This window comes from Pedobacter gandavensis, assembly GCF_014172405.1.
In the GTDB taxonomy this organism is placed as follows: domain Bacteria; phylum Bacteroidota; class Bacteroidia; order Sphingobacteriales; family Sphingobacteriaceae; genus Pedobacter; species Pedobacter gandavensis.
Genome location: NZ_WNXC01000001.1, coordinates 1016474 through 1040260, shown reverse-complemented (window position 1 = coordinate 1040260; position 23787 = coordinate 1016474). Strand labels below are relative to the sequence as shown.

The 23787-nt window shown below is 40.1% G+C and carries 19 protein-coding genes; 13 read left to right on the top strand and 6 right to left on the bottom strand.

Annotated features, from left to right (window positions below; translation table 11 throughout):
- Nucleotides 1-143: 143 nt before the first annotated feature.
- The 4 genes from GM920_RS04085 (at nucleotide 144) to GM920_RS04070 (ending at nucleotide 4533) form a co-directional block, all read left to right on the top strand.
- Nucleotides 144-1607 (top strand): sensor histidine kinase, encoded by a 1464-nt coding sequence (locus GM920_RS04085; RefSeq protein ID WP_182953659.1) that lies wholly within the window; start codon nucleotides 144-146, stop codon nucleotides 1605-1607.
- Nucleotides 1595-2290: a response regulator transcription factor gene (locus GM920_RS04080; protein WP_182953657.1), complete on the top strand. Its 696-nt coding sequence runs from the start codon at nucleotides 1595-1597 to the stop codon at nucleotides 2288-2290. Before GM920_RS04085 ends, GM920_RS04080 begins: the two co-directional genes overlap by 13 nt.
- Before the next feature lie 22 nt (nucleotides 2291-2312).
- On the top strand, nucleotides 2313-2867 hold the full coding sequence (locus GM920_RS04075) for a MepB family protein (RefSeq protein ID WP_182953654.1): 555 nt from the start codon (nucleotides 2313-2315) through the stop codon (nucleotides 2865-2867).
- Nucleotides 2868-2991: 124 nt separating this feature from the next.
- Complete coding sequence (locus tag GM920_RS04070; protein WP_182953652.1) at nucleotides 2992-4533, top strand: FAD-dependent monooxygenase; 1542 nt, start codon at nucleotides 2992-2994, stop codon at nucleotides 4531-4533.
- Nucleotides 4534-4578: 45 nt separating this feature from the next.
- Here the strand turns inward: GM920_RS04070 and GM920_RS04065 are convergent, their stop codons facing one another.
- Nucleotides 4579-5829, bottom strand: a complete 1251-nt coding sequence (locus GM920_RS04065; protein WP_182953650.1) for a S41 family peptidase — start codon at nucleotides 5827-5829, stop codon at nucleotides 4579-4581.
- A gap of 299 nt (nucleotides 5830-6128) precedes the next feature.
- On the opposite strand from GM920_RS04065, the gene GM920_RS04060 reads away from it, so the two are divergent.
- Entirely contained in the window at nucleotides 6129-6638 is a 510-nt protein-coding gene (locus tag GM920_RS04060) for a GNAT family N-acetyltransferase (RefSeq protein WP_182953649.1), read from the top strand.
- 60 nt (nucleotides 6639-6698) lie between these two features.
- On the top strand, nucleotides 6699-7418 hold the full coding sequence (locus tag GM920_RS04055; RefSeq protein ID WP_202986028.1) for a formylglycine-generating enzyme family protein: 720 nt from the start codon (nucleotides 6699-6701) through the stop codon (nucleotides 7416-7418).
- Here GM920_RS04055 and GM920_RS04050 read toward each other — a convergent pair whose 3' ends face one another.
- Nucleotides 7419-8303 carry a LysR family transcriptional regulator gene (locus GM920_RS04050; protein ID WP_182953645.1) on the bottom strand — a complete coding sequence of 295 codons (885 nt, stop codon included), beginning with the start codon at nucleotides 8301-8303 and terminating at the stop codon, nucleotides 7419-7421.
- 92 nt (nucleotides 8304-8395) lie between these two features.
- Here GM920_RS04050 and GM920_RS04045 point away from each other — a divergent pair, with 92 nt between their 5' ends.
- Nucleotides 8396-9118: a class I SAM-dependent methyltransferase gene (locus GM920_RS04045; RefSeq protein WP_182953642.1), complete on the top strand. Its 723-nt coding sequence runs from the start codon at nucleotides 8396-8398 to the stop codon at nucleotides 9116-9118.
- A gap of 30 nt (nucleotides 9119-9148) precedes the next feature.
- On the opposite strand, the gene GM920_RS04040 is transcribed toward GM920_RS04045, so the two are convergent.
- Nucleotides 9149-9472: an isochorismate lyase gene (locus GM920_RS04040; RefSeq protein WP_182953640.1), complete on the bottom strand. Its 324-nt coding sequence runs from the start codon at nucleotides 9470-9472 to the stop codon at nucleotides 9149-9151.
- 450 nt (nucleotides 9473-9922) lie between these two features.
- Here GM920_RS04040 and GM920_RS04035 point away from each other — a divergent pair, with 450 nt between their 5' ends.
- The 6 genes from GM920_RS04035 to GM920_RS04010 all read left to right on the top strand — a co-directional run bounded on the left by GM920_RS04035 (nucleotide 9923) and on the right by GM920_RS04010 (nucleotide 19297).
- Nucleotides 9923-12682 carry a TonB-dependent receptor gene (locus tag GM920_RS04035; protein ID WP_182953638.1) on the top strand — a complete coding sequence of 920 codons (2760 nt, stop codon included), beginning with the start codon at nucleotides 9923-9925 and terminating at the stop codon, nucleotides 12680-12682.
- 34 nt (nucleotides 12683-12716) lie between these two features.
- Nucleotides 12717-14270, top strand: a complete 1554-nt coding sequence (locus GM920_RS04030; protein ID WP_182953636.1) for a hypothetical protein — start codon at nucleotides 12717-12719, stop codon at nucleotides 14268-14270.
- 53 nt (nucleotides 14271-14323) lie between these two features.
- Entirely contained in the window at nucleotides 14324-15310 is a 987-nt protein-coding gene (locus tag GM920_RS04025) for a YncE family protein (RefSeq protein ID WP_182953634.1), read from the top strand.
- A gap of 3 nt (nucleotides 15311-15313) precedes the next feature.
- The gene (locus GM920_RS04020) at nucleotides 15314-16486 is read left to right on the top strand and encodes a metallophosphoesterase family protein (protein WP_182953632.1); all 1173 of its coding nucleotides are present in this window, start codon (nucleotides 15314-15316) and stop codon (nucleotides 16484-16486) included.
- A 204-nt stretch (nucleotides 16487-16690) separates the two neighbouring features.
- A complete protein-coding gene (locus GM920_RS04015) occupies nucleotides 16691-18481 on the top strand; it encodes an erythromycin esterase family protein (RefSeq protein ID WP_182953630.1) in 1791 nt (596 codons plus the stop codon).
- A gap of 48 nt (nucleotides 18482-18529) precedes the next feature.
- On the top strand, nucleotides 18530-19297 hold the full coding sequence (locus GM920_RS04010) for a toxin-antitoxin system YwqK family antitoxin (RefSeq protein ID WP_182953628.1): 768 nt from the start codon (nucleotides 18530-18532) through the stop codon (nucleotides 19295-19297).
- 57 nt (nucleotides 19298-19354) lie between these two features.
- Here the strand turns inward: GM920_RS04010 and GM920_RS04005 are convergent, their stop codons facing one another.
- The 3 genes from GM920_RS04005 to GM920_RS03995 are packed head-to-tail and all read right to left on the bottom strand — an operon-like array spanning nucleotide 19355 to nucleotide 23782.
- Nucleotides 19355-20950 (bottom strand): beta-N-acetylhexosaminidase, encoded by a 1596-nt coding sequence (locus GM920_RS04005; protein WP_182953625.1) that lies wholly within the window; start codon nucleotides 20948-20950, stop codon nucleotides 19355-19357.
- 26 nt (nucleotides 20951-20976) lie between these two features.
- On the bottom strand, nucleotides 20977-22242 hold the full coding sequence (locus GM920_RS04000; protein WP_182953623.1) for a family 16 glycosylhydrolase: 1266 nt from the start codon (nucleotides 22240-22242) through the stop codon (nucleotides 20977-20979).
- 31 nt (nucleotides 22243-22273) lie between these two features.
- Nucleotides 22274-23782, bottom strand: coding sequence for a RagB/SusD family nutrient uptake outer membrane protein (locus GM920_RS03995; RefSeq protein ID WP_182953621.1), 1509 nt, complete (start codon nucleotides 23780-23782; stop codon nucleotides 22274-22276).
- Between the last annotated feature and the right edge of the window lie 5 nt (nucleotides 23783-23787).

The window sequence follows — 23787 nt, the reverse complement described above, 5'->3', positions numbered from 1 at the left end:
AAGAACAGGATGATGGAAATGAGTTATCTGCCAGGTTATTTTAGGTTATACTATGTTAACGGCGCTTTGAAATTAATGGATTAAGCATACATTTGGATATGCGTAAAAGTGCCAATCGGTTTGTTGTTATCTGTTTTACCGCAATGATAGCGCTGTTATTGTTACAGGTTTATTGGATCGTGAGGCACTATAGAAACACAGCGTCTGATTTTGTAAAAGAGGTGAATCTGGCTTTTGAAGATGGCATTAAAAAGGAATCGAGTCTACGTTGTGATACCATCCAAAAAATCATCGAAAACAAGATTCTGGATACCAATGCTTTTGTGATCAGCGCCAAGCTTGATGAAACGAAGAAAAAGTATGTGTACACGGTTAGTGATAAGGGAAAAGAGAAAGACCGGTTTTCTTCGTCTTTTTCTCTGGCTGAATATAGCAAAGCTTTACCTAAAGACAAGGCAGATACCAGTGTGAGAAGACATGTTGCTGCTTCACTCGCAGAGTTATTGAGGGAAGAAGATCTGGAAAATCATGTCGTTTACTACAGAACACAAAAACTTGGAGCCTTTATGTCTGAGCAGGCTAAAAGGTATCAATTCGATACTGTCAGACTTAGATCGGCTTTTAATATTTATCTGCAACAAAGGAATATCAATAGCCCCTATCATTTTGTCGTAAAGAAGAATGACAGTACCACCAACAGCAAGGGGATTGAGAAAACATCAAAAGATCAATCTGTTTATACAAAAGCATTTGCTACCTATCGCTATACTGATAACCAACGATTTGTTCGGGCAGTATTTGAAAGTCCATTTTCCTATGTGCTTTCTCGGATGTGGCTGATGTTATTATCCTCATTGTCTATCATGTTGATTGTTTCGGCTTGCATGATCTTTATCTTAAAAAACTTGTTTAAAGAAAAACGGCTGTCTGCGATAAAGAATGATTTCATTAGCAACATTACGCATGAGTTTAAAACCCCAATTGCTACGGTAGCTGTTGCGATTGAAGCTTTAACTAACCCCTTGATCAGAAGCGATGATGATAAATATAAGCGGTATTTATTACATGCAAAGACCGAGATTGAAAGGTTAAATGTTCTGGTAGATAAAGTATTAAATATCTCTATATACGAGGATGGAAAATCATCCCTGCTTAAAGAGGAAATCATTTTTGATGAAAAGATCACTGAATTGATCAGCTTACATGAGCTATCCGCTGATAAAAGAGTCAGGATTCATTATGAAAATAATAGCAGTTTAAAGTCTATAAAAGTGGATAAGACACAATTTCAGCATGCGCTGAATAATATTATAGACAATGCGGTTAAATATTCTCTCCATGAGCCGCTGATTCGGATCACTTCCGTAGAAGATCGTCATTTCCTGGCTATAAAAATTGAGGACAATGGGATTGGGATTGCAGAAAAGGATGTCGAGGCAGTTTTCGAGAAATTCTATCGGGTGAGTACCGGAGATAGCCACCCGGTAAAGGGTTATGGCTTAGGGCTAAATTATGTGAAGCAAATCATGAATCAGCACAATGGCTGGTGTAAAATTGAGAGCAAGTTAACAGTAGGAACCACAATTACCTTAGGATGGCCAGTTTAAACAAGATTCTTTTTACGGAAGATGAACCGGCACTCGCCGAAATAGTTAGGGAAACCTTGATGATGAAAGGTTTTGAAGTAGTTCATGTCAGCACAGCAAAAGAAACCATCCGTCAGTATCAGGAGTGGAAACCAGATATATTGGTCTTAGACGTCATGCTTCCCGACGGGAATGGTTTTTCAGTTGCCAGACAGATCAGGGAGTCGGATACTTATACCCCAATTATTTTCCTTACTTCAAAGTCTCTCCCTGCTGATGTTGTAACGGGATTTGAGAGTGGAGGAAATGACTACCTGAAGAAACCATTCAGTATGGAGGAACTTGTGATCAGAATGAAGGCCTTACTCAGTCAAAACCGCCTGGTGGTTAAGGTAGAGGATGAACGGAAAGTAGCGATTAATATCGGGAACTATAAGTTCCAGTATCCTGAAGGCGTACTTTCATTTGCGGATCAGCAAAAAACACTAACAAATCGGGAAGCGGAGATATTGCAAATGTTATTGTTAAATAAGGGGCAAATGTTGGAGAGAAACATTATTTTAAATACCCTATGGCACAATAATGATTATTTCTCGGGAAGAAGTTTGGACGTGTTTATTGCTAAATTAAGGAAATACTTAAAGGACGATGCTGGTGTCGTTATTATCAATATTAGGGGACAAGGTTATAAATTGATTTATTAAAAAAAAATATCCATAATTAAGTATGAACATTGAACATCTTTTAGATACGCCAATTTTGCTTCCCAAGGACTTAAAAATCGCGAAGGAATTAGTCTATGATCCGGGCAATATTGAGCTGGTTAATCTAGAACTAAGTGCTGAAAGTAAGGAGTATGGTGCCTGTTCTTTTGAGCTTAATGGAAAGAAAGTTCAGCATCGGATTTCTAAAATTACCCCAAAAAAAATTGGTCAGTTTGTAACGATCTGGAAAAGAAACAAGGAGGGAATAACTGCGCCTTTTGATATTTCTGATCCACTGGATTTTATAATAATTACCATACGTTGTGAAGATCATCTCGGGCAGTTTGTTTTCCCAAAGTCGATTTTGGTAGCGCAAGGGATTATATCGAACAATGGTCAGGGGGGAAAGCGTGGGATTAGAATTTACCCACCATGGGATATGGTCACAAATAAACAAGCACAGCATACTCAAAGATGGCAGGAGCCCTATTTTTTTGCAATTAATCCTGATGCTGGAGTAGGGCATGATCCCGAGGAAAACGCATTTGAGCGGTTTGGTCACCTTTTAGGTCTCTAATTATATTGGTTAACATTGATTTATGCGTAAATTTAGGAAAGCATCTCGGAGTTGTAATGTTCTGGTAGTTTCTAGAACCTCATGACCAGGAGATTTAGTTGATGACAACCTAAATTCAAGTATTATGGAGCGTGCTCATGAGGTTTTTAAAACTCAGGTGATCATTGTTGGGGCAGGTCCGACCGGCTTGAGTATGGCAGCACAGCTACTCCGATATGGTATCGATTTCATCATCATAGAAAAAAAAGTAAGTACTACTGTATTTTCAAAAGCCCTTGTTGTACAGGCTAGAACACTAGAAATCTTTCAGGAATTAGGCATAGCCAAGAAAGCGGTTGCGGAAGGTGCAATAACGACTGCTTTGAACTTATTTTATAGGGGGAAGCGAAAAGCAGCTTTAAATTTTGCAGGCCTGGGCGAGGGTTTGAGCTCATTTCCTTTTCCGTTATCTTTAGAGCAAAGTAAAACCGAATCGCTGCTGGTTGACCACCTTTCGGCCAATGGGATAAATATTCAGTGGCAATCGGAACTCCTAAATTTTGAGCAAAACGAAGCTGGCGTTACTGCTTTTTATAAGGACAATAGTGGAAAAGCGCAGCAGGTTGTAGCTCAATACTTAGTAGGTTGTGACGGCGCAAGCAGTTTGATCAGACATCAGTTGGGCTTGTCATTTGATGGTGATACGGTACCCAAATTGTTTTATGTGGCAGATGTTAAACTAAACAGTAGGGTCATCCATAAGAATGAACTCTTTATGTTCCTGATTAAAAAAGGGTTTATTCTCTTTTTTCCTATGGAGGGTCATGGACATTACCGTATCGTAGGGGTTTTACCAAAATCAGAAGGGATGGATGTGGAATTTAAATTTGCTGACATTCAAAATTCCATCATCGAACAGGTGAATGTTCCATTGGCTTTTGAAGAAGTAATGTGGTATTCCAGTTACAAAGTCCATAGCCGAAAAGCGAGTTCTTTTGAAAATGGAAGGTGTTATATCGCTGGTGATGCTGCTCATATTCATACACCAGCAGGAGGACAGGGGATGAATACGGGAATACAGGATGCTTATAATTTAGCTTGGAAAATGGCTTTTACCATAAAAGGAGTGGTAAATGCTCAGGTTCTAAGTAGCTATAATACAGAAAGGATCGACAATGCAAAGCACTTACTGCAAACCACAGACCGGCTTTTTGACATCATGTCTGGTACAAACCCGATCTGGAACTTTTTCCGTTTAAATTTTATGCCTCCAATCCTGGGTTTGGTAACTAAAAGTGCCATGGTAAAGAAACGCTTTTTCCCTTTGATCTCACAAACTGCAATTTCCTACCCCAATAGTTTCCTGACTGTGGAGAGTCAGGTAGGGAAGGTTAAAGCTGGAGTCAGAATGCCTTATTTTACATTTTCTGATGGCAAAGATATATTCTCGTATTTATCCGACCCTGCTTTTAAAGTGTTGTTTTTTGGTACATCCGATAGGAATAATTTCAAGCAAGACCCTGGTGGGAAAATGACCATACTCGAATGTGTTTTTAATGAAATTCCTGCCGCTATATTTGGAAAGGAAAAAGATTTTTATGTGCTCCTACGCCCTGATAACCACATTTCATACCTCGGTAAAGATTTAAATCGCTGCTATCAGATTTTAGACAGTTTAAAATTGTAATTCTTGGTGTTGCGCTTGAGTGGCCAAGTTACTCTTTAAAGCCTGTTATTTCTGGTTTGCTAACCAAATGGCATAGGTTAATTGTACGTCTTTCCTTTCAATGAGATCTTGAATTGTGGAGATTACCTTATGCTGAGGAACAATACCTTTTCCTGGTTCAGCTACACTGTTTACAGCCATTTCGTATTTTATGGTACCAAAGGAAACCTGAATTTTCGTGTTTGGTAGTGTAAACTCAGACTGTACACCAGAGGTGTTGCCTTCGTAAGTTCCACCTGTTTCTTCCCCAATAAAATCACCACGCTTATGGCTGTAGGCTATGGCACAGAACTCGGAGGTCGTAGAAAAGGATAACCCGTCAATTAGAAATAGTACTTTACCATTATAGTGGTAATTATTCGGTTGGAACAATTGCAAATTTGGATGCGCTTCTTTCCCTAATTGATATTGATTATTCTTGACTCTCCTTAACATGGAAGGTTGTAAATCATTATAGGAGGAAACTGTGCTTTTGAATTGATTAAAGTCCAGGTTGTTAGTCGCAGTCTGAAGGTTTTTGTAATATCTAAAAGGCTTATTCGCTAAATATGAATACAATAAGCTGCCATAGGTATCCTTTCCGCCACTATTTCCGCGTAAATCGATGATTAGCTTATTAAGCTTTAAGTCCTTGATTTGCTTAAAACTCGTTTCTAGAAAGTCACTGAAATTTCCTTTCAACGCTGATGGATCAAAAGTTTTTATAGTAATTAAAGCAGTCTGATCAGGTTCAATAGAAAAGTCAAGAAGAGATTGAGGAGGAGCAGCGATTTCAGGTCCAATGATGTTTTGTTCTAAATCCGCCTTGATTTTTGAATTTTTTAATTGTCCATCTGGTGATTTGAATTGGATATCAAAGGTAGGGGATTCATCAAATGCAATGAAGTAATAGAAGTAGAAAAAGTTATTGAGTATGTGGTATTTTTTAGTTTGGATATTTCCATCAGCAGGGATATACTTCAGGAGTTCAGTTATAATGGTGTCGATTGGTTTTTCGTTAATGGATTTGATTTCAGATCCGGCAGGAATTTGGGCGTTTGTGGCTGATATTACATAAACTTTACGCGCTATAAATTGTAGTTTTAGCGGAAAGAACAAAGTCTTTTCATTCCTGTCTGTTTCTAAGCCAGGAGGTAAACTACAGTATAAATGCCCATCCTTCATTTCACTTAAGAGCATTTTAAGCTGTTTGTAAAATGTTAAATCAGTTGTCTTTTCATTTATTGAAGCATAGCTGCTGTCAAATAAGGTTTCCATTTTGTTGCCATCTGAATAGCGGTCGAGTGACGGATAACTTTTTTGAATATTATTTCTAAAAAGCCTAAAATCTTGTTTTAAGGCCTCAATGTGGCTAATATTAAGGATTCTATTTGTGGTTTGACCGTTGGAAACTATTGAAAAGCAAACCAGGAAAAGGAAATAAATGGTTTGATGAATTTTATCAACAGTCATGGGCAGAGGCTTCTTTAGACGGCTAATATAGTCATCAGAATTATTATCATTTATAAAATAAAATAGCGTTATTGATGAATGATGATTAGCCGTTAAAATTGATAATGAAGCATAACACAAAAAACAACTACTCCTTACACCGTATGCTCCCAACAGAATGGGAAGCTTATAAGTCAATTAGGTTAGAAGCATTGCAAACTAACCCTGAGATGTTTGGTAGCAACTACCAGAAAGAAGCTGCATATAGTCAGAATGACTGGGTTGCATTTTTGGAAAATGATGCGCGCGCCATTTTTGGTTTATATGATATGGAATCCTTAATAGGGCTGACTGGTGTAGCCATCAAAAAGGAAGATGCGACAAAGGCGATTCTATTTGCTTCTTTTATTAAGCCTTTGTATCGTGGAAAAGGACTGTCTAAATTATTTTATGAAGCGCGAATTGACTGGGCAAAGGAGAAAAAATGCCATATCATTGTGGTTTCTCACAGAGCTGGTAATGAAATCTCCAGAGCTGCAAATCAAAGGTTCGGTTTCAAATTTTTACAGGCGAAAAAAATTGCCTGGCCAGATGGCGAATTTGCAGATGAACTTATTTATGCTTTGCAACTGTAAAGCTAATTCGGTGGGGATTAGAAAATTGTTGAATAAAAAACTAAGACAAATAATAGTCAGATGCAGGAAGCAATTAATGCAACCAATATATTAAATCTAAGTGATCAAATGGTAGCCATACCCGGCGGTGTAATTGAACTTAGAGACGATCGGATAAAGCAGCAATGGAAGGTAGAAGTTCAACCATTTTTGCTGGCAAAGTTTCCTGTAACACAGGAACTGTATTTTGAAGTTATAAAAGAGCGGCCAAGTACTTTTATAGGTGATAAACTACCTGTGGAGACTGTAACCTGGAAAGATGCGGTTATTTTTTGTAACACATTATCTAGTCTGAAAGGGCTAAAACCTTGTTATACTATTCATGATAAAAACGAAGAGATTAGCCTTGATATCACCGCAGATGGATATCGTTTGCCAACGGAAACAGAATGGGAGTATGCTTGTAAAGCGAACACAACAGCGATAAGATATGGAGAATTAGATCGCATTGCCTGGTTCAAATCCAATTCTGAAAAGAAAACACATGTGGTTGGAGAGAAGGAGCCTAACCAATGGGGACTCTATGATATGTTAGGTAACGTTTGGGAATGGTGTTCCGATATTTATGATGAAACGGTTTATGGTTCGTATCGGATTTTTAGAGGGGGCGGTTGGTGTGATGAAGAACGGAGCGTCATGGCGACGACGAGGAGAAGAAGTCACCCTTTAAAATTTAAGATTGACGATCTGGGATTTAGAATTGCAAAAAACAGTGGTAAAGATGAATCCCTTAAAGGTTAATTATTCGCTCTCACTGCTGTAATTGTCAATAAACCATTGCAATGCAGGATGCTGAGCGTTGGGTTTATAGGCGACAACAACTTCCGTATTTACGGGGATATCGATCAGTTCAACAAAAGAAACTTTTAAATGGTCATATTGCTTTTTTAGAGATAAAGGTAATATCGATACGCCCAGACCTGCTTCCACCAACTGTAATATGGAATGTACATTATTGGCCTCATGGGTAATATCAGGAGTAAACTGAAGGCGTTTACAGATTTCCATGAGCTTATCGTTGTAATGTGGTGCAAACTCCTTGTTGAAAAATATAAATGGATTCTTTTTTAAAAAATCAGCCAGTTCCTTATTCGTGTCGAATTTTTGCTCGGAATAGGGAATGACCACTACAAAAGGATCAAAAAATAAAGTTTTAACCAATAGTTTCTCGGAAAGAACCGGTGCTCTTAAAATACCTACATCTAATTTTCCTTGTTCCAATGCTTCTATTTGGCTGACTGTTGGCATTTCAAATAAGCCCGTTTTAATATAGGGAAATTCTACACGCATGGCCTTTAGGATTTCTGCCAGATGGGATTGATAAACAGAACTGATATAGCCAATCTTTAATTCGCCGCTGGTATTTAAATGAATTTGGAGCGCCATATTTTTACTCTCTTCCAGCTTTGCGAAAATTTCATCCACCTCCTTTTTGAAGTATTTTCCAGCGTCCGTTAGGCTCACTTGTTTGTTGTTACGTGTAAACAACTGTACGGCTAACTCTTCTTCCAATTCTTTAATCTGCCGACTCAATGGTGGTTGAGAAATGAAAAGCCTGGCTGCAGCTTTTGTAAAATGCAGTTCCTCTGCAACGGTTTTGAAATATAAAAGATGCCTGAGTTCCATAGCTTGATACCTAAAAGGTATTATAGATTGATAAAATTGGTATTTTTCAAATATGATCAAAGCCTTTAGTTTTGGCAAATAAAAAATGAATTATGAAAACAGAATATTCAGAAAAGGCGACTAACGAAGAAATAAAAGCGAGGTTTGATCAGGATGTAGAACGCTTTTCAAACCTTGAAGCAGGGCAACAAACCACGATTGATGCCCCATTAACCATGGAATTATGCACAGAGGCCGCGAAATACATCAGCCCAAATGCTAAAGAATTACTAGACATCGGTTGCGGTGCCGGTAATTATACCTTGAAAATGTTAAGCAAAATTCCTGATTTGAATTGTACACTGAATGATTTGAGTATGCCAATGCTCGAAAGAGCAAAAGAAAGGACTTCCGCAGCAACTCGTGGACATGTAAACGTAATACAAGACGACATGCGTAATCTTGATTTACCTGATCAACATTTTGATATTGTATTGGCGGCAGCTACCTTCCATCATTTACGTACCGATGCGGATTGGGAGCTCATGTTTGGCAAGGTGTATCGCGCAATTAAGCCCGGAGGGAGCTTTTGGATATCTGATTTAATTGCGCATGACTCGGAGTTGATTTCCTTGCTTTTCCAGGATAAATACAGAACGTATCTGGAAACATTGGGTGGCCCGGAATATGGACAAAAGGTATTTGAATATATCGCTTATGAGGATACGCCACGTTCTTTAAATTATCAGCTGAATTTGCTGCGCCAAGTGGGGTTCAAAAATGTCGAAATACTACATAAGAATTCCTGTTTCGCTGCTTTTGGCGGAATCAAGTAAGGTTAAAGAGAAGCTGAAACGCGGAAAGTATTAAGCTTGTGCTTTCCAGTGTTTCAACTCCTCATTGATGAAGTATTGCACAAGATCAGTATATAGTTTTTCAATAACATCTGGATCAATATTTTGCAGTTCAGCCCATTTTCTTCTTTCTAAGAGCATTGCGGCAAATCTCTCAGGTGCTTTTACCGATGTTTCATCCGTTTTGAATTTAGAAGCGGATTTTACGTATTGGTAACGCTTAGCGATGAGGTCAATGATTTGCTGATCAATGCAATCTATTTCCTGACGGATGTCGATCATGTTCTTGCACTCTTCTGGTTGTTTTTTACAGCATTCAATTGGTTTATCTGACATGGTTTTTTTTCAAATCTACGATTTGAATGGCTTAATTTTTCTGACTTCCTGCATACCAGTAATAAATAGTGGCAATGTGTTGAGCCAGTTCGCCCATGGTTCAGGAGATTTCTGAAGGTTTATAACCTAGGTTTTTTACCGGCACTGCCTGTAACAATTTACCGGTGTTGTTTACTTCATTCTCGAATTCAGTAGTCAGGTATTGCAGTATCATAAGACAATATTTAAGTTAAATAATAATAACAAATACCAAACAGCCCAGGATTGGAATAAGTTTCGTTTGATCGTGTTAATTTAACTGCAGCTTTTTGTTAGGTAGTTTGCTGAATTATAGTGTTTTGTTGGTTTTTTTCTGAAGTGTTGTTAATACATAATGAAGTTTTTGTAACCATCTTCCTTCTGTAATCGTTAGCTGGATTATTCGTTTTTCTTTGCCTAAAATTTAGATATATGCAAAGACCTTTACTCGTATTTTTATTCTTTTTTACCTTTTGTTTTTCTGTAAGAAGTCAGACGCTTTACTCCATAAAAGGAGTAGTGCTGGATGCGGAAAATAAGGAGCAATTAATTGGGGCTACCGTTTCTATTGAAGCCATAAACAGAAATACCCAGGCTGGTTTGGATGGCTCTTATTCTTTAGCCAATCTTAAGTCTGGTACTTATAAACTCCGCTGCCGTTTTCTGGGCAACCAAACTAAGGATACTACTATTGTACTGAATGGTCATATACGCTTGAATTTCTTGCTTAAAAACACAGCTGCCGTGCTTAATAATGTAGAGATCGCTGGTAAAACGAACAGAGAAACCGATGCTTCGGTACGTAAACATGAACAGAACGCGGATAATGTGGTCAATCTAATTTCCGCCAGAGCAATCCAGTTGTCACCAGACATTACAGTCGCCAATGTGATACAACGGGTATCAGGTGTTTCCCTGGAAAGGAGTGGTAATGGTGAGGGACGTTATGCCATCATCAGGGGCATGGATAAAAGGTATAACTATACGCTGATCAATGGCATCAAAGTGCCAAGTCCGGATAATAAAAATAGATATGTACCCTTAGATATTTTTCCTTCCGATCTGGTTGAACGTATTGAAATCAGTAAAACACTCACACCTGATATGGAAGGTGATGCTATTGGAGGTGTGGTAAATATGGTGATGAAAAATGCACCTGAGCACCAGTATTTGAATGCCAGCATTTCTACGGGTGCAAATCAGCATGTGTTTAATCATGGATTTAATGCTTTTCCGGTCAATGCCATCAACAGAAAATCACCTTATGAAATTAATGGGCCATCTTATCTGGCAAAACCGGAGGATTTTACCCGTGATAATTTAAACTATACCGGGAAAAGTTTCAGGCCAAATTTATTGGCGAACCTTTCCATAGGTAATCGTTTCTTAGGTCAAAAACTCGGGGTAATGTTGGGTGGTTCTTATCAGAATACCTACCGTAGCTATACGAATATTTTTGTACCCGGGGATCAATACCTGGATCAGGCGAATGCACCTGGTGTGCTGTTGATCAAACATGCCAGTTCCAGAGATTATTCTACTCAGGTAACACGCATCGGTTTAAATGCAAAAGTGGACTATCGTTTTAATGATAAAAACAAGATCAGTGCTTATGCTTTTCATGCCATTCTGGATGATGCACAGGCGCGTCTGACAAGGGATAGTATCCAAACGCCTCCACGTGAGGGTTACGGAACTGCTCAGGTTTCGTATTTTGGGCGTTCAAAATATCAGCATCAATCTATAACCAATACGACGATTGATGGACAACATACTTTAATTCCGGGCTTAAAATTCAACTGGATAGGGGCCTATTCCATTGCTAAAAGTAACATCCCAGACCTGGCTGAATACGGCTATGATACCGGGTTTTATGCAGATGGAACAAATCCAAATCCATACCAACATCCAAACAAAGCAGTAGATTATCATCGCATTTGGGAGAACAATAGCGATAAAGATCTGTCGGGATATGCGAATCTGGCCTATACCAATAAGCTGATGAATATTCCTTTCACCTTGACCGGTGGGGCGATGTACCGAAATAAAAAGAGAAACAATCTTTATCAGGATTATCTGTTGAAGACGGTTCCAAATAATGATGGAACATTTCAGGAGTGGACCAATATCTACGACTTCAAATGGTCTGTAAGCAATCCGGATGGTTCTCCTGAGAATGCCAATACTTATCGCGCTACGGAAGATGTGACGGCTGGCTTTGGGATGCTGAAGTTTAAGCTGAACAAATTCGAGACCTTGCTTGGCTTAAGGGTTGAAAATACAAAGCAACATTATGATAATGATTTGCCGGTAACACAGGCAGGTAAAACCGGTGATAAAAGCTATTCGGATCTGTTGCCAAGCATCAACATCAAGTACATCTTAAATCAGAAGACCAATTTAAGGTTATCTTATTTCGCTTCCATCAACAGGCCAAGTTTTTATGAATTGGTACCTGCTCCAAGAAAAGGGGATGAGTATAATGAAACGGGTAATCCAGAGCTGAAACATGCAACTGCTGATAATTTTGACATTCGTTATGAGCTTTTTCCTAAATCAAACGAACAAATCCTGATCGGGGCTTTCTATAAAAAAATCCACAACCCTATTGAGTTTGGTTTTATCAACGATAAGTTTGATACCTATGCGCCACAAAATTTTGGCGATGCTACGAATTTTGGTTTTGAACTGGTGTATGAAAAATACATCCGAAACTTCGGTTTCAGGGCCAATTATACTTATACGAACTCCGCTATAACGACTACTAAATTCCAAACCATTAACAAACAAATTGTAGCGCCTTTGCAAAAAAGACCTTTGCAGGGACAATCGAAAAATATTGCCAATGCGGCCTTACTGTACAAAAGTGTTAAACAGGGTATTGATGTGCAACTGGCCTGGCAATATACGGGCGAGCGTATAGCGGTAGTCTCTCCATACTATGAACTTGACCAATGGCAGAAAGGTGCCAGTACCTTTGATTTCTCGGCTGAAAAAAGATTCAAAAACCACCTAGCCGTTTTTGTGAAGGTTCAGAATCTATTAAATACCCCTGATGAGATGTACATCAAACAACCTCCAACGGGAAATGCTGCACCTGTATCCTATCAAACTGTAGGAAGTAACCAAACCTTGGCGAGTAAAAGTAGCTACGGACAAAATTATCAGTTAGGACTACGCTACACCTTATAATAAGCAACCATAAAATCTATAAAAAATCAAATTCATGAAAAAATCTTTATCTAAAATTGCTTTCCTCGCTGTGATGTCAATTGCGCTTGCTGCGTGTAAGAAAAATGGCGACAATGAAAAGACGGTCATCTCAGCGCCCTTGAGGGTTGTTGGTCAGCCGATCACAGGTACAACCTTGCCCTTAAAAGATGCGCAAGGCAATGCGATTCCGTTAAAGGGGACCATGTTAGCGGGTAAAACCTATGACATTACAGGAGATGTAACCGTTAATGCTGGTGACACTTTATACATCCAACCTGGTGTAATGATTCAAGTGCATGGTGACGGACTTACTGCGGCAAGCAGTCCAACTTTTTATGTGAATGGTACCTTAGTTAGTGATGGTACAAAAGAGGCTCCTAATACTTTTACTGTTTTTGAAACGGCTACTGTAAAAAAATCTGTTGGTTTTAAAGATGATGTTCCGAATGATCCGGCTTTTAAAGGTTATTGGGGAGGTATTCAATGTGGTCCTACTGCAAAATTATTGTTTTTACGCTGGACACGTTTAGAATACCTGGGTGCTCCATGGGGTTCCAATGCAGGAGATTACGGCGCTACTGCCGGCGATGCGAAATTTGGAATTTACATGAACAGTGGCGCTAATAGTGCCGGCAAACTGATCGTTGAAGATTCCTGGTTTTATGGTTCCAAAGACGATTGTATCGGTAAGTGTGCCAACATTTTTGTGAGTATTATGCGCAATACCTTTATCAAAACCGGTGGTACTGGTGGGGAAGGGGTCAACTTCAAGGACAATGTATTTGGCGATATGGCTTACAATTTGTCGTTTGGTGGTGCTACAAACGGTTTAAAAACAGCCTCTGTTAATGGTAAGAGTACGATTGTTAACATTTACAACAATACCCTGGTACAATGTGGTTTCAGACAAACGAAAGCGACTCGTAATGGGTCAATCAATACGGAAACCAATACCGGAGGTTATATCTATAACAACATTGTGGTGAACTGTAAATCTGGTTTAAGGATCACTTATCAGTCAGAAAAAGGCAAGGCTAGTGACACTTTAAATACTTCTTATGGCAACAGTTTAACTTGTATCGGTCGAGGTACGCCAATGGGTGGTACAGAACAATATATGGTGTTTATCGAACCTGGTCAATTTACCTTAAAAAGATCAACAGATTTAAACGGTTATGTGAATGGTCAGATCCTGACTACTGGTTCTGCAGCAGGCACCAATATCGGTACCAATACGGCCAGTGACTCCTTAAAATATGATCCACTTTTTGTGAACTATGATGTTAAAGCAAATAGTACAGGTAGAAATTATAGGGTAAGTGAAATACCAGCAGGAACTGATTTTCACTTGAAAACAGGCTCTCCAGCAATTGGAGCAGGTGTATATCCTGGAGGTACTGGTAAAAATGCCATGCCAAATAAGGCAACCGCTCCTTTATTGGCTCAATATGGTTTCCCAATGAAAGTGGCTTCAACCGGTGGAACTTTCAACCCTACGATTACTCCTCCAAATAAAGACCTTGGGGCTTTCCCAACAGATGGCTCTGGGAATCAACATCGTTATTAGTTTTTAAAATCAAAAAAGGGCGGCTTCGGTCGCCCTTTTTAATCTTCACAAAAATGAAAATAACTTTATTTTTAACGCTATTGGTTGCAGGCTTACAGAGCTGTACTAAGGAAAAGACGGAAAGTCCGGCTCAAGATACTGTCGTAGTGGTTAAGCCCCCAATAACCGATGAAATTCCGAAAGCTAATTATGACCTCTCCCTATTGGATAAGAACAATCTCTTTAGTAATTCTGCGTTGGTCGGCGCTTTCAATAGACAAGATTATAGAGAACTGTCTGGCATCGCTTCCAGTCAGCAATACCCTGGGGTAGTCTATGTGCATGAGGATAGTGGAAATGGCAATGAGGTTTACATCAGCAATACCAAAGGGGAGGATCTTGGTAAGCTGATTCTCGATGGTGTGTCCAATAGAGACTGGGAAGATATTGCTTATGGTCCAGGTCCTGATCCAACAAAGAAATACATTTATGTTGCTGAAATCGGGGACAATGACGCAAAATATTCCAGTGTTTTTGTATACCGTTTTGCGGAACCAGCAATAGTATTGAATTCTTCCCAGAATGCAGTTCATGTGACGCCTGATAAATTACAATTTACCTATCCTAAAGGGGCTGTTAATGCGGAATCTTTATTGCTTGATCCGGTAACGAAAGACTTGTACATCGCGACAAAGGAAGAAGCAAGAAGCACATTATACGTAGCCAGGTACCCTCAGTCTTCCAGTTCAACGACAGTTTTAATACCATTGGCCTTGTTGCCTTTTGACCTTTTAACTGCCGCTGATATTTCTGCTGATGGCAATGAGATCTTGATGCGCAATACCGGTCAGATCTGGTACTGGAAACGTGGCTTGAATGAAAGTATTGCACAGACGATTCTTCGCAAACCTCAGGATGCGCCATATTCCGGCAATGAACATCAGGGGGAGGCCCTTTGCTTTGCTGCAGATGGATCAGGCTATCTTTCTACCTCTGAAACTAAAAAATACCCCTCAAGTATTTCTGCTATTTCCTTTTATCAAAGAATTAAAACCAATTAAGAGATGACTAACAAATTATTGCTTTCTATATCATTTGCTGCAATTACCATTCTTTCGGCCTGCCATAAAAATGCGGCAGAGGTGGTTCCGGAGGACCTTTCCCCAGTGCAATTTATCCTGACTTCTGATGCACATTATGGAATTACCAGGGCCTCTTTTCGTGGTGCTGCCAATGTAGATGCCCATGTGGTGAATGCGGCTATGGTGTCTAAAATGAATAGGTTACCCGGTTTTACCTTACCCAATGATGGAGGCGTAAATGCAGGTAAAGTTATCGGGTCTGTTGATTATGTATTGGAGGCTGGAGATATCGCCAACCGGATGGAAACGAGTGCTTCGGTACAAACAGCTGCTCAATCCTGGGCGCAATTTAGAATGGATTACCTGGACAACCTGACTTTAAAGAACAAGAGAAATGAAAAAGCAGCTCTGTTTATGGTACCGGGTAACCACGATGTATCCAACACCATCGGCTACTATGCGAATATGGCGCCTTTAAAAGATGCGAGTTCCATGGCTCAGATCTATAACCTCATGGTTAAACCGGGTACTTTAAGAACAGCAACGACTTTCAATTATGCCAATGATCGGATTAACTATTCAAAAGATATTGCCGGAGCACATTTTTGTTTTATCCAAATGTGGCCTGATTCTGCGGTAAGGATCTGGTTGAATAAAGACTTACAAAGCGTATCCAGTACAACGCCAGTAATTATTGTGGCGCATGATCAACCGGCTGTAGTTTCAAATCACTTTACAAATCCGAACGGTGATCATGGGATTAACAATACGGATAAATTTGACAATGTGTTGGATGAACATTTTAAAGATGGCAAATCTGCTGCTGTTGCAGGCTTGATAGAACAACGTGCTTTCGCTGCTTTCTTAAAGCAACATCCAAATGTGAAGGCTTATTTACATGGCCATGTTCATGAAAGTAAATACTATACCTGGACTGGTCCGGATAATGATGTGCAGTTGAGTGCAGTCAGTACGGATTCCCCGATGAAGGGCTTAGTGTCTGGACCTGATGAAACCAAACTAAGTTTTCATTTTTGCGTGTTAGATCCTAAGACCGAAACTTTAACCGTTAGGGAATGTCTTTGGAATCCAGAACCCTCAAATCCTGCTGCTGCAGTCAAATGGGGCAATACGGTTACTATAAAACTCAAGTAATTGAATAGGTCAGCAGTACTTTTAGCGAAGTGCTGCTGATTTTTCTGTAGCTCAACCTTCCTGTCGTTGGCTCGACGAAACCCAGTTTTTTCACGATGAAGCGCTTTGGACTTCTTTTGATCCGGGAGATCGCTTTATTGGTCGAATTAAAAGTATGAAGCTTAATGTTTCCCCTTTATTTGTGGAAACATTAAGCTTTTGAACATGAAAAACCAGACTTTCTTATTCTCTTTTCTTTTAATGGTATTTTTCTATACCAGTACTACTGCACAAGAGACCGTTAACGGCGGATTTGAACTTTCTAACCAAACTGGTATGGCCAGAAATTGGATTACTGATGATGGAGCTGGGAATTTTTCGATCAGTCTGGATCAGAAAGTGTTTCGTTCTGGCCATCAGTCGCTACAAGTAACTGGGCTAAATAAAAACTTAAATAAAGAAAGTGTCGGTATTGCGGCCAATGTATTTGGCAGTATGAGTGCTACAAAAATCAATACCATACAAGTTAGCGGATGGATCAAGAGTCGCGAAGAATTGGATTCCACGGTGTCTGTTTTTGTCCAGAGTGGGGCGAGAATTATACGAAGCCAGCAACAAGAACGCAATGAAAAGGGCTGGACTAAAGTTATACTCAACTACAATACCTTGCCTACTGAATCATGGTACATGGTTTATTATGGCGTTGAGCTGAGGTCAAATCGCAGCGTTTGGCTTGACGACCTAAGTCTGACGGTGAATGGGAAGAAAATCAATGATCCGGAAAGCCTGTATCAGGAACCGAATCCAAAAAGCCTAAAATGGCTTCAGGATAATCTTTCTGTGTTGACCTCCGTTGATACTGCTCATGCTTTCGAAGATCTAAACGCAATCGGTAATGCCATCAAGAACGCAAAGATTGTGGGCATTGGTGAGGCTACCCATGGAACCAGTGAGTTCAGTAGATTTAAAATACGTTTGCTGGAATACCTGGTAAAGGAGAAAGGTTTTACCACTTTGGCGCTGGAAGAGTCCATCGCTACTTGTGATCAAATGAACCGCCTTTTGAATTTACCATCCGCTGCTTTAAGGGGTAGTTTGCTAAGTATGCCATTTTACAAAACATGGAAAACAGAAGAGATGCTTGGACTTTTCACCTGGTTAAACCATTATAATTTATCACAACAGAAAAAGATTCGTTTTATCGGTGTAGACATGGAGGATTTAGGACTTAAGAATTCACGTAAAATGCTTAGGGAGTATGGTAGATCACATAACGAGAAAATTCTGGCACAGACGATTGTTGTTGATCAACACCTGGATAGCCTGCTTCAGTTGAGTAAACTTAGTATGAGTAATCGCAAGACCCTGGATGCTGCCAATAAATTGAAGCAAAAAATTGCTTCCCTGGATTCGCTGATTGTAGCGGAGGGGAAAATGACTGGAGATGAACAGCGCTTGTTTCAATTGAGGAGTTATGCCAGAGTTTGCAAACAATGGCTGGACAGTCGGTTTTTCGCTGGCAGCAGAGATGAGTTTATGGCAGACAATATGCTGAATTTCCTAAAAGCCAATCCGGAGGATAAGATTTTGCTTTGGGCGCATAACTTTCATATCGCCAATACCAATGCAGGTGGTCAGAAGACCATGGGTGCTTATTTGAAAGAAAGGTTAGCTGGTCATTATTTTCCAATAGCCATGACTTCTGATGCCGGGACTTATATGGCGGCCGAGAATTATTCACAAAAAAAATGGGTATCTTTTCCAATGCAAAAGGCATATAAAGGCACTTACGAATATTATTTAGGCCAGGTTAAGCCCAATAATTATTTTCTAAGCCTTTTAAAGGTAGATCAAAAACCAAATTCTTTCTGGCTGGATCAGCCGATGAGGCAGCTGAACCTGGCTTACATTTATTCAGGTGAGGATGAATACAGTTATCATGGGACACTAAAATCAAGTTTCGACGGCCTGGTGTTTTTAGGTCAGACTTCCGCAAGTAAATCTCTTTTGAACTGATCTTTAAACCTGCTTTATTTTAGAAATTCATACCTTCATAAAATAACTATGGGAAATCTCTTTTTTAAACTCAACTGTACCTTTATTTTTCTTTGCCTGGGTACCACGCTTTTTGCACAACTACCAGAAGAAATCAACTGGAAACATCTGATGAAAACCTATAATAAAGACAGCACTGAAATGGTACTTTCTCTGAATGGTAAGTTATTGGAGGGCAAGTATAAAATTCCTTTAGAGGAAGGTTTTGCTTTGTACAATATTAAAAAGGGGCTGATCACAGGGGAGGCGTTCTGGTACACCCAAGGGGGAAGAATGGAATGTAAACTATATTATAAAAATGGGGTACGTAATGGCTTAAAAGAAAACTATGACCATCAGGATCAGGTATGGTTGCGTCAGGAATACAGGGATGGGAAGCAAGATGGCATCAGCGAAATGTATACCAATGGCAAAATCGTTAATAAATCTTCCTATAAAGCGGGTAAAAAGGATGGTTTATCCTTAACCTATTCGGGCGATCAACTGAGTACTGAGGCGAATTACGAAAATGATCAGCGAAATGGGCTGTATCGTGTTTATAATGGAGGCAAAATCGTGACTGAAAACAATTATAAGAACGATTTGCAAAACGGATTATCTACCACGTATTTAGCTGGCAGGAAAAGTATGGACTCCACTTATGAGAACGGAAAAAGACATGGTGTTTCACATATGTACAAGCCAGATGGGAGCACTCTTTTCGAAAATTATTACCTGTTTGGGGAAAAAGTAAGCAAGGCCGCTTTTGAAGAATATCAGCAGCGCGATAAAAAATGATATCACAATAGAACGGGCGACAAAAATTGTCGCCCGTTTTGATTAGAATTAGTTTGACTATTTGGCTTCAGATTTAGCCGTTTGAAAAAAAGGGTAATAATTAGCGCCCCAAAGTTTGTAACGGTCAAATTGACGTTTCAGTCGCTTTTCAAATGCATTCCAATTTCTACTTTCTTTGCTACTCCATAAGACCTCACTTAACGCTGACATGCGCGGAAAGATCATGTACTCTACTTTTGCTGGCGAACTCATATATTCTGTCCACACATTCGCTTGTGCTCCTAAAATATATTTTGTTAATTCTTTAGGAAGATGCTGCGGAACAGGCTCATAGCTGTAAACCTTTTGTAAGGTGGTTAAGCCCGGCATGGTAAGCGAATCTCTTTTTGCAGTTTGTGCATAATCAAAATACATATAATTGCCAGGCGTCATGATTGCATCGTGCTTTTGTTTTGCAGCCTCAATACCTCCTTCTTCACCATTCCAGCTCATTACAGTCGCATTTTGCGCCAGTCCACCTTCCAGAATTTCGTCCCATCCAATAATGCTTTTACCTTTTGAATTTACATACTTCTCCATGCGTTGTACAAAATAGCTTTGTAGTTCATGCTCATTTTTAAGCTGATGATCTTTCATACGTTGCTGGCATTTTGGACATTTTTTCCAGCTGGTTTTCGGGCATTCGTCACCTCCGATATGGATATATTTGGCGGGGAAAAGCGCAATGACTTCATCTATTACTCCTTGAAGAAAGGCAAAGGTCTGCTCATTTCCCGCGCAAAAAACGTCATCAAAAACACCCCAGGTTTCTTGAACCTTGTAAGGTCCTCCGGTACATCCTAAAAAGCTATAGGCAGTTAAGGCAGCAGAACCATGGCCAGGCATTTCAATCTCTGGAATTACGGTAATGTACCGATCGGAAGCATATTTTACCAGCTCCCTGATCTCATCCTGAGTATAAAAGCCACCGTGAGGCGTATTGGTGTTTCCAGTACCGGGTAGAAAACCGGTGATGGTTCCTTTCCTGGTGGAGCCGAGTTCAGTAAGTTTTGGGTATTTTTTGATTTCAATTCTCCAGCCCTGGTCGTCTGTAAGGTGCCAGTGAAAATAATTCATTTTATGGAGTGCGAGGTAATCTATATATTTCTTAACAAATGCGAGCGGAAAAAAATGTCGCGTTACATCAAGGTGCATACCACGGTATTGGAATCGAGGTTCGTCCTTAATCAGTACAAAAGGAATCTGTACTGTTTTTTCTGTGGGATCCAGGAGTTGAATCAGGGTTTGGATGCCGTAAAAAACACCTTCCTCAGTTGCCGCTGTAATGAAAATCCCTTCTTTTTTTACCTCCAGCGCATAGTTTCCCGCAACCTTTTCTGCTTTGTTTCCAATTTTAAGATAGATACCTGTTGTTGCCTTTATGTTGCCTTGCTTCAAACTAAAGCCATAAAACTGACTCAGATAGCCATTCAGAAACGCGGCTGATTTTTCTAAGCCTTTCTGCTTATAAATAATCGGGGTTTTGTCTGACAGGCTAAAGGTTCCTTTGGAAGGGCTGGTTACTTCAAGGGGTTGAGGAATGACATTAACCTGGGCATGAAGATCTGCTTTGACCAGAAGTAAAGTGAAAATACAAAGGAAGAGTTTGTTCATTGTGTGTGTTGTTTAGATATAAAGTACTATAGTTTATTTAGGTAAAAATCGTCGCCGTAAGCGGTTCCTGAAATGGGCTTGTACATATAGACGGTAACGGAAGAATTGTTTGGTCCTGTGGTAAATGTAACTGCTGAATTTTTGTAGTTGGTATCATCGACGGCTGCATTTACGGCTGGACCGCCATAATTTTTAACACCAAACATTGCGGTTTGACCAGCTGCGCTTACTTTCCCATACCCCCCAAAAACATAGGTTGTATTTGGACTCAGGCCGGTAACGACCTGCTCTAATGAAGTCTCGCCACCTTGTTGTCTGATCGCTTTTGTCCCAGATCTGACATTTGTAGTGACGATAGCTGTGTTTCCTGCAGGATTCCAGGCAGCCCATGGCGCCAATGCGGCGGCTTCGAAATCTGGATTTCCCAAGACAGGGATTTCTTTATATACCCGGATGTAATCCACATTCATATTAAAAGGGAGGTCGGCATTGTTAATGGCTCCTGGCCATCCTGCTCCGCCAGACTGGTTTAGAATGAGGTAAAAAGGTTTGTCGAATGGCCATTGTGAAGATGTTGCATTGGTTGCTCGGGTATAGGTATACTGGAGTACATTGTTCACATAAAACTTAATGGCTTCCGGGTTCCAAATGATTCCATAGATATTGTAATCTGCGGTATTGTAAGCTGTTGCTTTTGTTGCAGAACTTCCACCGGAGGCATTGGTTACTGTGCCATTGTGAATCGTTTGGTGTACGGAGTTTTCATAGTTTACCTGCTCCATGATATCTATTTCTCCACTATTTGGCCAGTCGCCATAAGCTACAGGAACTTCTGGCATCATCCAGATGGCAGGCCATGAACCCTGTCCTTGTTTAAATTTGGCCCTTACTTCAACTTTTCCATATAAGAAATTGAATTTGGTAGAAGTTTGAATTCCTCCGGAATGGTAGGGTACAGGATCTCCAGGAATTACGGCATTGTCCATTTTCAACACGAGGTCAGTTCCATTTTGAGCCACATAATCCGTGCTGGCTGTCAGGTATTTCGCCCATGCTGGAGACCACCTTGGACAATAGGTCCATTTGGCAGTGTCGAATCCTCCGGTTGTGTTGAACTCATCCGAGAAAATAAGGTCCCAGCTGGAGGTCAGGGTAGCGCTTGTTGCAGCGGTCTGGACTACTTCAAGTTTAGCCGTGGTTTTATTAGCCGCCAGTTCCGGATTTGACTGAATGGCTTTTGAACAAGAAAACAGGAGGATGGAGCAACCCATCAGTAAGTTCATGATTTTCATATTTTCGTTGGTTTAGGTGATTATTTATTCCTTATTTGATGATGGGAATTGGCGCCCAGTAAAACTCATGAGTACCATCATTCGGTTTACCTTTTAATGGAAGTTCAGCTGGGTCACGATCCGCATTCGCTTTTGCTACGGTTTCTGTTCGGATTAAATCAAACCATCTTGCAGCAGGCTCAGGGCCAGCAAATTCCCATCCTCTTTCTGCAACTACAGCATTTCTAAAATCAGTTGGTGTTAAATTTTTAGCTAGCTCAGGTAATCCGGCTCTGTTTCTTACCTCATTAATGGCCTGATAAGCCGTTGCATCGGGTCCAGAGGAAGACATTGCTTTTGCTTCTGCATAGGTAAGTAGCACTTCTGCATAACGAATCATGTAAACCGTTGCACTTCCCCACCAGTCGTTTAATTTATGGGTAGCCGGATCATAGGATTCATCATCCCTATATTTTAAGAAGTAAGGATGTTTATGCGTAAGTTTTGTATAATCAACGGCTTTTAAGGGGTCATTATTCAAGAAATAAACGGTCTGGTAAGTGGCATCTTTTCGTGGACCTGCAGGAAATTTATTGTAAAATGCAATCTCAGCAAAAGCTTCATCCCATCCACCTTCTTCACCGGGAGCAAAATTGGGAGGGCCCATTTGGCTTCCATTCCCCCAGTTGTCTGCATAATCCCAGATACTTGGCATATTCTTGTTATAATAGCAAGCAAATACAGCTTCTTTATTTAACCTGGAATCCTTATCCCAAAGATCTGCATAGCTGTTAACCAGGCCATAGCCCCAGGTACTTTTATTATCTATGACTTCTTTCGCTTTAATCGCTGCCAGCTCATATTTATCGGTTTGTTTTAGTGGCCATCCAGCCATTGTCAGGTACACATTGGCCAGAAGCGCTTTTGCTGAACCCCTTGTTGGAAGTATATCCGTATTGCTTTGTCGTCTGGGACCTGACCAGGCATCGGGCAGCATCGTTTCCGCTTTTTGAAGATCTGCTATTACGGTTTCATAAATTTGTTGTGGTGTAGCATTTGTTTTTGACTCCAAAGAAGCTTCAAGTGGCATTGGTACAGCGCCCCAGGTTCTGGTCAGAAAGAAATAAGACATGGCCCGATAGAAATAGCCCACTCCAGCTGAATTATTCCGTTCCAGCTCCGTAGCTTCTGTTGCTTTTTGGTAGTTTCCAATTAAGGAATTTGAAGATTTAATGGTTTTATAGAAGTAGTTCCACCAAATAGACATCCTGTCATTGGAGGAATTGGCTTGAAAGGTATCGAAGTTAGAAAAGCCGATTTTATTTCCTCCGGCATGTGTGGTGATGTCATCCGAGCCAAAAGTGGTGGCTAAACCACCGGTTTGATTCCAGGCTAAATTATAAGTTAAGGAAATGCCAAGGGTTGCCGCATTTAAGTCCTCAGCACTCTTATAAAAGGTTTGTGTAGTGATGCTGCCTTTAGGATCTTCTTCGAGGAAGCTCTTTTTACAAGCGGAGACAAATACGGCAGTGATTAGGAGGGGAGTAAGGTATTTTTTCATTTGAA

Coding starts and splice junctions, on each gene's coding strand:
- GM920_RS04050 (WP_182953645.1), bottom strand. CDS start 8,303: ATGGAACTCAGGCATCTTTTATATTTCAAAACCGTTGCAGAGGAACTG.
- GM920_RS04070 (WP_182953652.1), top strand. CDS start 2,992: ATGGAGCGTGCTCATGAGGTTTTTAAAACTCAGGTGATCATTGTTGGG.
- GM920_RS04030 (WP_182953636.1), top strand. CDS start 12,717: ATGAAAAAATCTTTATCTAAAATTGCTTTCCTCGCTGTGATGTCAATT.
- GM920_RS04085 (WP_182953659.1), top strand. CDS start 144: ATGATAGCGCTGTTATTGTTACAGGTTTATTGGATCGTGAGGCACTAT.
- GM920_RS04060 (WP_182953649.1), top strand. CDS start 6,129: ATGAAGCATAACACAAAAAACAACTACTCCTTACACCGTATGCTCCCA.
- GM920_RS04045 (WP_182953642.1), top strand. CDS start 8,396: ATGAAAACAGAATATTCAGAAAAGGCGACTAACGAAGAAATAAAAGCG.
- GM920_RS04055 (WP_202986028.1), top strand. CDS start 6,699: ATGCAGGAAGCAATTAATGCAACCAATATATTAAATCTAAGTGATCAA.
- GM920_RS04015 (WP_182953630.1), top strand. CDS start 16,691: ATGAAAAACCAGACTTTCTTATTCTCTTTTCTTTTAATGGTATTTTTC.
- GM920_RS04020 (WP_182953632.1), top strand. CDS start 15,314: ATGACTAACAAATTATTGCTTTCTATATCATTTGCTGCAATTACCATT.
- GM920_RS04035 (WP_182953638.1), top strand. CDS start 9,923: ATGCAAAGACCTTTACTCGTATTTTTATTCTTTTTTACCTTTTGTTTT.
- GM920_RS04065 (WP_182953650.1), bottom strand. CDS start 5,829: ATGGAAACCTTATTTGACAGCAGCTATGCTTCAATAAATGAAAAGACA.
- GM920_RS04000 (WP_182953623.1), bottom strand. CDS start 22,242: ATGAAAATCATGAACTTACTGATGGGTTGCTCCATCCTCCTGTTTTCT.
- GM920_RS04025 (WP_182953634.1), top strand. CDS start 14,324: ATGAAAATAACTTTATTTTTAACGCTATTGGTTGCAGGCTTACAGAGC.
- GM920_RS04075 (WP_182953654.1), top strand. CDS start 2,313: ATGAACATTGAACATCTTTTAGATACGCCAATTTTGCTTCCCAAGGAC.
- GM920_RS04005 (WP_182953625.1), bottom strand. CDS start 20,950: ATGAACAAACTCTTCCTTTGTATTTTCACTTTACTTCTGGTCAAAGCA.
- GM920_RS03995 (WP_182953621.1), bottom strand. CDS start 23,782: ATGAAAAAATACCTTACTCCCCTCCTAATCACTGCCGTATTTGTCTCC.
- GM920_RS04040 (WP_182953640.1), bottom strand. CDS start 9,472: ATGTCAGATAAACCAATTGAATGCTGTAAAAAACAACCAGAAGAGTGC.
- GM920_RS04080 (WP_182953657.1), top strand. CDS start 1,595: ATGGCCAGTTTAAACAAGATTCTTTTTACGGAAGATGAACCGGCACTC.
- GM920_RS04010 (WP_182953628.1), top strand. CDS start 18,530: ATGGGAAATCTCTTTTTTAAACTCAACTGTACCTTTATTTTTCTTTGC.